This is a genomic window from uncultured Acetobacteroides sp. (assembly GCF_963667355.2).
Taxonomy (GTDB): Bacteria; Bacteroidota; Bacteroidia; order Bacteroidales; family ZOR0009; genus Acetobacteroides.
Map to the genome: position 1 here is coordinate 3,608,202 of NZ_OY763328.2, position 12,011 is coordinate 3,620,212.

General features: G+C 45.8%; 10 protein-coding genes. 5 read left to right on the forward strand and 5 right to left on the reverse strand.

The window, feature by feature from the left end; translation table 11 throughout:
* From rfbD to ACHZA1_RS14945, 3 genes are all read right to left on the reverse strand, one after another.
* Positions 1 to 876, reverse strand: coding sequence for a dTDP-4-dehydrorhamnose reductase (gene rfbD, locus ACHZA1_RS14935; RefSeq protein WP_320052661.1), 876 nt, complete (start codon positions 874 to 876; stop codon positions 1 to 3).
* 63 nt (positions 877 to 939) lie between these two features.
* Complete coding sequence (locus tag ACHZA1_RS14940) at positions 940 to 1,881, reverse strand: UDP-glucuronic acid decarboxylase family protein (RefSeq protein ID WP_320052662.1); 942 nt, start codon at positions 1,879 to 1,881, stop codon at positions 940 to 942.
* Positions 1,882 to 1,889: 8 nt separating this feature from the next.
* Complete coding sequence (locus tag ACHZA1_RS14945) at positions 1,890 to 3,224, reverse strand: UDP-glucose/GDP-mannose dehydrogenase family protein (RefSeq protein ID WP_320052663.1); 1,335 nt, start codon at positions 3,222 to 3,224, stop codon at positions 1,890 to 1,892.
* A gap of 323 nt (positions 3,225 to 3,547) precedes the next feature.
* Between ACHZA1_RS14945 and rpsA the strand changes: the two genes are divergently transcribed.
* The 5 genes from rpsA to ACHZA1_RS14970 all read left to right on the forward strand — a co-directional run bounded on the left by rpsA (position 3,548) and on the right by ACHZA1_RS14970 (position 9,860).
* Positions 3,548 to 5,401, forward strand: coding sequence for a 30S ribosomal protein S1 (rpsA, locus tag ACHZA1_RS14950; protein ID WP_320052664.1), 1,854 nt, complete (start codon positions 3,548 to 3,550; stop codon positions 5,399 to 5,401).
* Positions 5,402 to 5,421: 20 nt separating this feature from the next.
* Entirely contained in the window at positions 5,422 to 5,772 is a 351-nt protein-coding gene (locus tag ACHZA1_RS14955; protein ID WP_320052665.1) for an STAS domain-containing protein, read from the forward strand.
* On the forward strand, positions 5,772 to 6,704 hold the full coding sequence (locus ACHZA1_RS14960) for a ribonuclease Z (RefSeq protein ID WP_320052666.1): 933 nt from the start codon (positions 5,772 to 5,774) through the stop codon (positions 6,702 to 6,704). Before ACHZA1_RS14955 ends, ACHZA1_RS14960 begins: the two co-directional genes overlap by 1 nt.
* 14 nt (positions 6,705 to 6,718) lie before the next feature.
* Positions 6,719 to 8,248 (forward strand): glutamine-hydrolyzing GMP synthase, encoded by a 1,530-nt coding sequence (gene guaA / locus ACHZA1_RS14965; protein ID WP_320052667.1) that lies wholly within the window; start codon positions 6,719 to 6,721, stop codon positions 8,246 to 8,248.
* Between the two features lie 196 nt (positions 8,249 to 8,444).
* On the forward strand, positions 8,445 to 9,860 hold the full coding sequence (locus tag ACHZA1_RS14970) for an inorganic phosphate transporter (RefSeq protein WP_320052668.1): 1,416 nt from the start codon (positions 8,445 to 8,447) through the stop codon (positions 9,858 to 9,860).
* Between the two features lie 166 nt (positions 9,861 to 10,026).
* On the opposite strand, the gene ACHZA1_RS14975 is transcribed toward ACHZA1_RS14970, so the two are convergent.
* On the reverse strand, positions 10,027 to 10,578 hold the full coding sequence (locus ACHZA1_RS14975; protein WP_320052669.1) for a TlpA disulfide reductase family protein: 552 nt from the start codon (positions 10,576 to 10,578) through the stop codon (positions 10,027 to 10,029).
* A gap of 195 nt (positions 10,579 to 10,773) precedes the next feature.
* Positions 10,774 to 11,529, reverse strand: a complete 756-nt coding sequence (locus ACHZA1_RS14980; protein WP_320052670.1) for a hypothetical protein — start codon at positions 11,527 to 11,529, stop codon at positions 10,774 to 10,776.
* Positions 11,530 to 12,011: the final 482 nt, after the last annotated feature.

Sequence of the window (12,011 nt, forward strand, 5' to 3'; positions counted from 1 at the left end):
CTACTTGTTATTTAGTTTACTCAAACACTCCATTAAGCTGTGCTTCCAGTGCGGAATCTCGATGCCAAAGGTGGTCTTTATCTTATTTTTGTTGAAGACGCTAAACTGCGGGCGCTTGGCAGGGGCAGGGTAGTCCTTGGTTTCGATGGGCGACAGCTTGCAGGCAATCCTTTCGATGTCGAAGATCTCGCGGGTAAAGTCGTACCAGCTGCACACGCCCTCGTTGCTGTAGTGGTAGATGCCGGCAAGATTGGTATCGTTGGTGGCCGATGCCTTTTCGGCTGCCGCGAGAATGGCTTTGGCCAAGTCGCGGGCGTAGGTTGGCGTTCCAACTTGGTCGAATACCACGTTTAGGTTTTCGCGCTCCTTGCCTAGGCGCAGCATCGTCTTCACGAAGTTGTTGCCGTAGGTGGAGTAGAGCCACGCGGTACGAATCACAATACCTTTATTATATGATGTAGCGTTTTTCTCGCCCTGCAGCTTTGTCTCTCCGTACACCGATTGCGGGTTGGTGGCATCGGTCTCCACGTAGGGGCGGCAGCTGGTGCCATCGAACACGTAGTCGGTTGATACTTGGATCAGCCATGCGTCCAGCGCCTCGGCAGCCTCGGCAAGGTTCTTTACTCCATTGGCGTTTACGGCAAGCGCCGCATCCTTTTCGCTCTCGGCCTTGTCAACAGCCGTGTAGGCGGCACAGTTGATGATAACCGTTGGCGCATCCTTCCGTAGAATTTCCAGCAGTTCACCCTTCTTGGTGATATCGATTTCGGGGTAGTCGTAGAACTTGAAATCAATCGGCAGGTTGGCGGAAAGCTCCTTTAGCTCGCTTCCCAGCTGCCCGTTGCATCCTATAACGGTATAGGTTTCTCTATTCATATTGGCTGTTTTACGGTGCAAAAATGACCATTAAATATATGCTATACAATAAGACCAGTAGGCTTATAGCGTGTTTTTAAAGTACTCGATGGTTTTTCGTAGACCATCGTCTAGTTGAATGCTAGGTTCCCAGCCTCCCAGCATTGCCTTTGCCTTTTCGATGCTGGGTTGTCGCTGGATGGGATCGTCGGAGGGAAGCGGCTCAAAAACAATTTTCGATTTGGAGTTGGTTAGCTCGATAACCTTTTGGGCTAGCTCCAAGATGGAGAACTCCGTTGGATTGCCAAGGTTGATAGGTCCGGTTACGTCATCGTTGGTAGCCATCATCCGAATCAAACCCTCCACCAAGTCATCGACGTACTGAAAACTGCGGGTCTGCAGCCCATTGCCGTAAACCGTGATATCCTCGTTGCGTAGCGCCTGAATGATGAAGTTGGATACCACCCTACCATCTGCCTCCTTCATTCGCGGACCGTAGGTGTTGAATATACGGACGATCTTGACGCGGACGTCGTTTTGGTAGTGGTAGTTCATAAAGAGGGTTTCGGCGCAGCGCTTGCCCTCGTCGTAGCACGAGCGCTTACCAATCGGGTTCACGTTGCCCCAGTACTCCTCTAGCTGCGGATGTACGAGCGGATCGCCGTAAACCTCGCTGGTAGATGCCTGCAGGATTTTTGCCTTTACTCTTTTTGCCAGTCCCAACATGTTGATGGCGCCCATCACCGATGTTTTTACCGTTTTAATAGGGTTGTACTGGTAGTGGATGGGCGATGCTGGGCAGGCAAGGTTGTAGATCTCGTCTACCTCGGCGTAGTAAGGGGCAATAACATCGTGTCGAACCAGCTCGAAAAAAGGATTATTCAGGAGATGAACTACGTTCCCCTTAGAGCCTGTAAAGAAGTTGTCGAGGCAGATTACATCATGCCCATCGTTTAGCAGGCGCTCGCAAAGATGCGAGCCAAGGAATCCGGCACCTCCTGTTACTAATATCCTTTTTTGTCTCATTGCTGGTACTATTTCGGTCCGTTGATGGGCTTTCTGCCTATGCTGTAGTAAACGTATCCTCTTTCGCGCATCTCCTCTGGGTCGTAGATGTTACGTCCATCGAAGATCACCTTTTGGTTCATATTCTTCTCCAGTTCCTCGAAGTTGATGATCCTGAACTCCGACCATTCGGTAATCAGGATTAGCGCATCTGCATTCTTGGTGGCCTCGTAGGGCGATGTTGCGTATTGAATGGTGTCGCCAAGGATTCGTTTTGCCTCGTTTATGGCAACAGGGTCGTATGCCGAAACCGTTGCTCCATCTTTAAGGAGGCTTTCGATTATTACCACCGATGGTGCTTCGCGCATATCGTCGGTGTTGGGCTTAAACGAGAGTCCCCACATGGCAATCTTCTTACCTTTTAGATTACCGTTGAAGAAGTCTTTAACCCTATGGTAAACAATCTGCTTTTGTCTTTCGTTCACGCTCTCAACCGATTTTAGAATCTCGAGCGTGTGGTTGTGATCCTGTGCGGTCTTGATTAGCGCTTTAACATCTTTAGGGAAGCAGCTGCCACCGTAACCAGCACCGGCGTAGATAAACTTATTGCCAATGCGGGAATCTGATCCAATACCCTTACGGACAAGGTTTACGTCGGCACCTACAATCTCGCATAGGTTAGCTATGTCGTTAATGAAGCTGATCTTGGTAGCCAGCATGGCATTTGCGGCATACTTGGTTAGCTCTGACGATAGTAGATCCATGAATACGATAGGATGTCCGTTTAGCAAGAATGGCTTGTAGAGCTTACCCATCAGCTTTTGAGCCTCTTCCGATTCTGTGCCCACAACAATTCGATCGGGTTTCAGGAAGTCGTCGATGGCGTTACCTTCTTTTAAAAACTCAGGGTTTGATGCCACATCGAATGGAATATTTACGCCTCGCTTTTCGAGTTCCTGCTTAATTACATTTTTTACCTTTTGCGCTGTACCAACGGGTACGGTGCTCTTGTTTACAACAACAGTATAGACTTGAAGGTTCCTTCCTATTTCAGAGGCAACTGTCAATACGTGCTTTAGGTCGGCGCTTCCATCCTCGTCGGGTGGCGTTCCAACAGCAATGAAGATTGCTTCGGCGCCAACCATGGCATCTTTAAGGTTGGTGGTAAAGAATAGGCGCTGCTTTTCGACGTTGCGCTTAACCATATTCTCAAGACCTGGCTCGTAAATTGGAATGATGCCGCTATTAAGCTGCGATATTTTCTTCTCGTTTACATCAACACAGGTAACGATAGTGCCGGTTTCTGCAAAGCAGGTTCCGCTTACCAGCCCAACGTATCCGGTTCCCACAACTGCTATTTTCATTCGGTATAATTTTATTTTCTCGATTTGGTGAACAGCAAGGATGCTTTCTCTATAGCATACGTCTGTTTCAAAAGATTCCAAAATTATAAAAAAGAGTGTTCTCTAAGTGTGGAATGCTGTTGTTTTATACAAAAATGGCGAACGTCAAGGGTGGAAATGGCTATTCCAGTAATTGCAGCCAGAAAGGCACAATAAAGAGTGCTATAATAGCTTAAAAAAATACTGATAATCTATTCTTTGTATGGAAAGAAAGAGTACCTTTGCGAGCTCAGAGTTTTCTATAAATAATGTCTAACCCATTAGTTGCTTTAAAATTAATTTAAATGGCAAACAATGAAGAAATCCTTCGTGAAGAAGGTAACGCAAAGCAATTTGCAACAAAGAACGCTTCTATTCCTGTAGATCAATTCGATTGGGATGCGTTCGAATCAGAAGAAGGTCTGTACGACGATACTAAGGAGAGCATCCTTACAAAGTACGACCAAACACTTTCTAACGTTGCAGTTAACGAAGTAGTTGACGGTACCGTTATCGCAATGAACAAGCGCGAAGTTGTAGTTAACATTGGCTACAAGTCGGATGGCGTTGTTTCGCTAAACGAATTCCGCTACAACCCAGAGCTTAAAATTGGCGATGTCGTAGAAGTTTACGTAGAAAGCCAAGAAGACAAAAAAGGTCAGCTTAACCTTTCACACAAAAAAGCAAGAGTTCTCCGCTCTTGGGATCGTGTTAACGAGGCTCTTGACAAGGACGAAGTTATCAAGGGTTACATCAAGTGCCGCACCCGTGGTGGTATGATCGTTGACGTATTTGGTATCGAAGCATTCCTTCCAGGTTCTCAAATCGATGTTAAGCCAATCCGCGATTACGATGTTTACGTAGGTAAGACTATGGAATTCAAGGTCGTTAAGATCAACCACGAGTTCAAGAACGTTGTAGTTTCTCACAAGGCTCTTATCGAGGAAGAACTTGAACAACAAAAGAAAGACATCATCGCTAAGCTTGAAAAGGGTCAAGTACTTGAAGGAACCGTTAAGAACATCACTTCTTACGGTGTATTCATCGACCTTGGTGGCGTAGATGGTCTTATCCATATCACCGACCTATCTTGGGGTCGTGTTAATCACCCAGAAGAAATTGTTGAGCTAGATCAAAAACTTAACGTTGTTATCCTTGACTTCGATGACGCTAAGAAGCGTATTGCCCTTGGTCTTAAGCAACTTACTGCTCATCCATGGGATTCTCTTGATGCTAACCTTAAGGTTGGTGACAAGGTTAAGGGTAAAGTTGTGGTTATGGCTGACTACGGTGCATTCGTTGAGATTGCAACTGGCGTTGAAGGTCTTATCCACGTTTCTGAAATGTCTTGGTCTCAGCACCTACGTAGCGCACAAGAATTCCTTAAGGTGGGCGACGAAGTTGAAGCTGTTATCCTTACCCTCGATCGCGAAGAGCGCAAGATGTCGCTTGGTATCAAGCAACTTCGTCAAGATCCATGGGAAAACATCGACGAAAAGTACGCTGTTAACTCTAAGCACACCGCTCGCGTTCGTAACTTCACCAACTTTGGTGTATTTGTTGAGATCGAAGAGGGCGTAGATGGCTTAATCCATATCTCTGACCTTTCTTGGACTAAGAAGGTTAAGCACCCATCTGAGTTCACCTCAATTGGAGCTGAAATCGAAGTTGTAGTTCTTGAAATCGATAAGGAAAACCGTCGTTTGAGCCTTGGTCACAAGCAACTTGAAGAAAACCCATGGGATGTATTCGAAACTGTATTCACCGTTGATTCTATCCATGAAGGTACTATCGTTGAGCTAGAAGATAAGGGTGCACGTATCGCTCTTCCTTACGGTGTTGATGGTTTTGCTACTCCTAAGCATCTAACTAAGGAAGATGGAACTCCTGCTAAGCTAGAAGAGAAGCTTGAGTTCAAGGTTATCGAATTCAATAAGGGTGCTAAGAGAATCATCGTTTCTCACAGCCGTACTTTCGAGGACGCTAAGAAGTCGGAAGGCGCTGATAAGAAGGCAAAGCCTGCCGGTGCTCAAAAGTCTACAGTTAAGAAGGTGAAGACTAACGTTGAGAATAAGCCAACAACTACGCTTGGTGATATCGATGCTCTAGCCGCTCTTAAGTCTGAGATGGAAGGCAAGGCTAACGCTGCTGAGGAATAGTTGAATAAAAAGCAAAGACGATGAATTTGAATATTGAAAAATTGCCCGAATACACCATGATTAAGGTGGTGGATTCTAAGCTTGACACCAACATCGCTCCTGATTTAAAGTCGGAGTTGGTGGTTATTGCAGGCAATGGAGAATCTAATATAGTTCTCGATCTGAGCAATTGCCAGTATTGTGATTCGTCGGGGTTAAGCGCTATTCTCGTTGCTAACCGTTTGTGCAAAAATGCAAATGGAACCTTTGTTTTGACAGGTTTAACCGAAACCGTAGATCAGCTGGTTAAGCTATCGCAGCTCGATACCGTACTTAACATTGCTGGAACTCCGGAGGAAGTTAGGTCGTTCTTTCAAAACTCAGCAGTTTAGTGGAGTTTAGCGTCACTATCCTAGGAACAAGTTCGGCTCTGCCGACTTTAGACCGATATCCAACCGCTCATGCGCTCAACGTGCATGAGCGGTTTTTTTTAATTGATTGCGGAGAGGGAACCCAAACCCAGCTACGTCGTAACCATTTTAAGCTGGTACGGATAAATCACATCTTTATCAGCCACCTGCATGGCGACCATATCTTTGGCATTTACGGTTTGCTATCAACCATGAACCTGCTTGGGCGCAAGGCTGACTTGCACATCTACGGGCATCGCCTACTAAAGAGTATTCTTGACGATCATCTGAAGTACTTCGGACAGGAGTTTCAGTATAAGATAGAATTCCACGAGGTAGCGGTGAAGTCGAAGGAGATTATTTATGAGGATGATTCGTTGCAGGTAGAGGCTTTCCCGCTTAAGCATCGGGTGTCGTGCTTTGGATACCTGTTTAGGGAGAAGGCGCCGCACCGTAACATCCACAAGTGGATGATCGAAAAGTACAAGCTGTCGCTGGCCGAGGTGGTGCGAATTAGGAATGGCGCCGACCTCATGCTCGATAATGGTGAGGTGATACCCAACGAGTCGCTAACCTACCTCCCCTACGAACCCCGCTCGTACGCCTTCTGCTCGGATACGGCCTATTCGAACAGGGTACACGAGTACGTTAAGGATGTAGATTTGCTCTACCACGAGGCAACCTTCACCGAGGAGCTTAAGAAGATGGCTGCCCAAACCGGGCATTCCACGGCAAAGCAGGCGGCTAAGATTGCCCGACTGGCAAATGCTAAAAAGCTCGTAGTTGGCCACTTCTCTTCCAGATATAAGGATTATTCGGTATTTTTGCGCGAGGCTAAAGAGGAGTTCGAGAATGTCGAACTGGCAAAAGAAGGATCAACCTTCGCTATTGAACTGAAACGATTTAAGGACTAAGCATCCACACTAATATGCAAGAGAAAATTTTAATTCTTGATTTTGGGTCGCAGTACACCCAGCTTATTGCACGCCGTGTGCGCGAGCTTAATGTTTACTGCGAAATCCATCCTTACAACCACTTTCCTGCGCTCGACTCGTCGGTGAGGGGGGTGATTCTGTCGGGAAGTCCATTTTCGGTGCGCGATAAAGATGCGCCAGTGCCCGATTTGGAAACCATAAAAGGTAAGGTGCCACTCCTTGGCGTTTGCTACGGAGCGCAGTTTCTATCGCACTACTACGGTGGCGAGGTTAAGGCCTCGAACAGCCGCGAGTATGGACGTGCTAAGCTTACCCATGTGGTTGATGACGATCCTCTTTTCCACACCATCAGCCACCAATCGCAGGTGTGGATGTCGCATGGCGATACCATCGTATCGATCCCTGATACCTACAACATTGTTGCCAGCACGCACGACGTGAAGGTGGCTGGCTACAAGATCGAAGGGGAGGAAACCTGGGGTATTCAGTTCCACCCCGAGGTGTACCACAGCACCGAAGGCTTGCAGCTGCTCAAGAACTTTGTAGCTGGTATCTGCGGCTGCTCTATGGATTGGACTCCTGCTTCGTACGTGGAGACTACCGTAAACTCGCTTCGCGAGCAGCTGGGTAACGATAAGGTTATCCTTGCCCTTTCGGGTGGGGTGGATTCTACCGTTGCCGGCGTTCTTCTTCAAAAGGCTATTGGCGCTAATCTAACCTGTATCTTTGTTGATAACGGCTTGCTCCGTAAGGACGAGTTTACGAGCGTTATGGAGGCCTACAAGATTCTTGGGCTAAACGTTATTGGCGTTGATGCTCGCCACAAGTTCTGGAACGACCTTAAGGGCGAAACCGATCCTGAAGGAAAGCGTAAGATTATTGGTCGCGACTTCATCGAGGTGTTCGATGTAGAGGCGCACAAGATACAAGATGTAAAGTGGCTGGCTCAGGGCACCATCTACCCCGATGTTATCGAGTCGGTGTCGGTAAATGGCCCATCGGCGACCATTAAGTCGCACCACAACGTGGGTGGACTACCCGATAAGATGAACCTTAAGGTGGTTGAGCCGCTTCGCCTTTTATTTAAGGATGAGGTTCGTCGTGTAGGCCGTCAGCTGGAGATTCCTGCTATGTTCCTCGAACGCCATCCTTTCCCAGGTCCCGGTCTTGGAATCCGTATTCTAGGCGAGGTTACCGAGGAGAAGGTTGCCCTACTTCAGGAGGCCGACCATATCTTTATCCAAGGTTTGCGCGACGCCGATCTTTACAAGGAGGTTTGGCAGGCTGGCGTAATGCTGCTACCCGTACAATCGGTTGGCGTTATGGGCGACGAGCGTACCTACGAGTTTGTGGTGGCGCTTCGTGCGGTAACCTCTACCGATGGTATGACCGCCGACTGGGCACACCTTCCATACGAGTTTCTTGCAAAGGTATCCAACGATATCATCAACAAGGTGCGCGGGATTAACCGCGTAGTATACGACATCAGCTCGAAACCACCAGCAACTATTGAGTGGGAGTAGGAATTAGATATTAGACGCTAGATGTTAAATTTGGCGTTAGAAATAGTAAAAAGGTCGCCTCGGGTTCGGGGCGACCTTTTATGCTTGTAGCCCTGACAGGTGTTTCTTGACTTAACGTTATCTTAATATACTAAAAACGCTGCCTTAACTTTCCCCTTGTCCGATTTGGTACCTTTGTGGCTTAAATTTTAAAATTATGTTTGGACTGAGTGATGGCATGACCTTACTGCTTATAGTAAGCATTATAGCAGCATTGGCCTTTGAGTTCATCAATGGCTTTCACGATACCGCCAATGCGGTGGCTACGGTTATTTACACCAAATCGCTGAAGCCTCGTACGGCCGTTATCTGGTCGGGGATCTGGAATTTCCTAGGCGTATACTTTGGCGGTCTGGCGGTGGCCATGGCTATCATTAACCTGCTCCCCCTCGAGATGCTCGTCGATCAAAACGTAGCGCATAATATGGCGATGGTCTTTGCGCTTATACTGACCGCCATATTTTGGAATCTCGGGACTTGGTATTTTGGGATTCCCTGCTCGAGCTCGCATACGCTGCTGGGATCCATCTTTGGGGTGGGTATCGCCTTCATGTTCATCAACGTCGATGGCAATGTGGCCCTGAACTGGAAGAAGGTGGTTGATGCGGGTCTTGCGTTGCTGTTCTCCCCCTTGCTGGGTTTCGGGTTGGCCATGCTTATGATGTTTATCTTTAAACGGGTGGTTAAGAAGAAGCGATTTTTTAGAGAGGCCGACCCCAATAAGAAACCTCCGTTCTGGATTCGTAGCATCCTCGTGCTTACCTGCACCAGCGTGAGCTACTTCCACGGCTCGAACGATGGACAGAAGGGTGTAGGGCTTATCATGATAATCCTTATCAGCTTAGCACCAGCATATTTTGCCCTCGATAATTCCAAGAGCGTAAGTAATATGTATGGTAACATCCATGCCATCGAGTCGTACACCAACAAGATGAATGCTAACGCCCTTAGCGTTGAGCATCAGAAGAAGCTTGCTGCGATTAAGCTTGAGGTGGCCGAAATTAAGGCAGAGATCGAAAAATCGGAGGTGAAGGATGAGATTAAGGCGGAAAACCGTTTAAAGGTTCGCAACGACATCGTGCTGATGAGCAAATCGTACGAAACCATCCTTAAGGCCAATAAGGACAATGCCGCGATTGGCCTAACTGAGAGCGAATATAAGGGGTTAAGCAAGAATATAAAGACGTTAAAGGAGTTTACCGAGTACGCCCCATGGCCCGTATTACTATTGGTGTCGATGGCGTTAGGTTTGGGTACGATGATCGGGTGGAAGCGCATTGTGGTGACCATCGGGGAGAAGATCGGCAAATCGCACCTCTCCTATGCTCAGGGCGCTAGTGCCGAGATAGTGGCATCCAGTACTATTGGCCTATCCTCCGTGTTCGGGCTTCCGGTAAGTACCACCCATGTCCTCTCTTCGGGTATTGCGGGTACCATGGTTTCGCAGGGAGGCTTAGAGAATCTACAGCAAAAAACCATAAAGAACATTCTTATTGCTTGGGTGATAACCATCCCGGTTACCGTAGTCCTTTCGTGTGGGATATTCTTAGGGCTGTACTACCTGTTGGGCTAGGGAAGAAGACGTTAGATGTTAGACATTAGATAATAGACGCTAGATTTTAAAATTTAGATTTTGGCGTTAGATCAAATTAAAAGGTCGCCTCGTTTTCGGGGCGACCTTTTATGCTTGTAGCCCTGACAGGACCTTAAAACCTGTTAGGGCTTGCTCGTGTGCAAAGCTATTCCTTCTCCAGCAGCTTCTCAATTTCCTTTTCGAATTGCAGCACCAGTTGCGATGCTATCTCTTTGTCTTTGCCCCCTCCTGATTCCAGAAACGCAACCTTTCCCGTTTGGTCTACAATAATGGTGGTGGGGAATCCTTTCCCGAAATTTAAGCGGTAGCATTCCTTTTGTGGTATCGAGCAGACCGGGTAGGGAAGCCCATGCTTTCGTACCATTTCCTTTGCATCGCTTATGGAATCGTACGTAAAGGATAGATACTGGAACTTAGGGTTGCTCCTAAACTTGCCGTATAGCGCGTTTAGCGCATCGAATTCGGCAATGCATGGGCCGCAGAACTGCCACCAGAAGTTAATAAAGGTGACCTTCCCGATCATCTCCTTTTCCGTAACCGTTTTCCCTTCTAGCGTTGTAGCGGTGAAGGCCGGATAGGGCTTACCTAGGTTTAGCATAAAAAGGCTATCCTGCTTGTCGGCTTCCTTGGATTTGATGAACATTTGGCCAAAGGCGGAGGTTGAGCAGGCGATTGCCATGCATAGTAGTAGTCTCATAGATGTGTACTTGTTATTATAGGTGTTTGTTTTTCTTATGCTGTATTGTAGTGGTAGAGCCGTTGCAGTACAACGGCTCTACGAAATAACCACGATTGCCTTCTGCTTAAATCCTCTATTTATGTTCGACGGACAATGCAAAGGTTGCCGAACCTTTACTTCGATTTAGGCTACGGCGAACTAGGGTATTTTTAATTACGACATGTTTTTTTCTATAGTAATTAACCTATTGGTTGTTGATAATAATTCAATCAATTCGATGTCGTTTATAGATCTTATACTATAAGTTATGTTTAAGTATGTATCTTCTGATATTTTAGGCTTAGGTTTAATAGTGTCTAATTTTGAATTTACGCAAACAAGATGTGTAGTAATGGACTTTAATGTTGCTTCTGAAAGCTGTTTGTTATTTGATATTCGTGAATAACATGATGCGTTTTTGTTTAATGATAATAAACTATAGAATAAATAGTAGTCAGAATTTCCTTCTTTTAGGAAACCTTCTGCTAACTGTGAGTTTACAGTTGAAGACTCAGATTCTAAATCTGCTCTAATATTAATTAGGCTATCCTTAAGTTGGTCTAACTCACCTACTGAATTGTTGAATTTTTCTTGAAGGTCCTCTTCTACTATCTGCACTCTTCTATTGAAAGATGAATAAGATATTAAACCAAATAAACCAAAAACAATTGCAATAAACCAAAGTATGAGATTTGTATCTCTATCTAATTGCTTTATATAAGAATCTTCTTTGAATTGGATTAGTTTTATTCTATCAATAAAAGAAGAATCTTTTAAAACTAGAGTCCTGAAATTATTGTTTAATGTGTCAATTCTGCTTTCAAGATGCTCAATGTTTGTTTTCTGATAATAAGAGTAAATAGACAAGACAATAATACTTGTTGAAAAGAAAATGATTGAATTTCGTTTTAAAGATGTTCTAATTTTCATGTTAGTTTTTTTAGCGTTGATTTGTTACTTGTTATATTGGGTGTTCTCGTGTAATTGTATTTACATTATGATTATATTAATATTGAGTCGTAACTACTACATTATCCAAAAATCGAAAAACAAACGTAGTTCCTCATTCCAATTCTATTTCGCAACAAACACAACTTTTTATCCCGAATTGGAACTTAACTAAAATAGTCCACTACCAAATCCGTTTTCTAAGGTTTTTGATAATAAAGATTGGCGGCTAAAGTAGGCATTATTTTGTGCCGTTGTACTTGTTAGCTGTATGAAAAAGCATCCACAAGGCTAAGCCAAGCCTCGGGTTTGAATACTAGGTGCAATGGTGAGCCTCCAAGGTGGTTTGTTACACCTGTTGGGGTAATCGCTACCACCTACAAGGGTGGTCGGTTGGGCCTCGAAGGTGGTACGGAACACCTATGGAGGTGGTCGGGAATACCTATACAGGTGGTCCGATACAC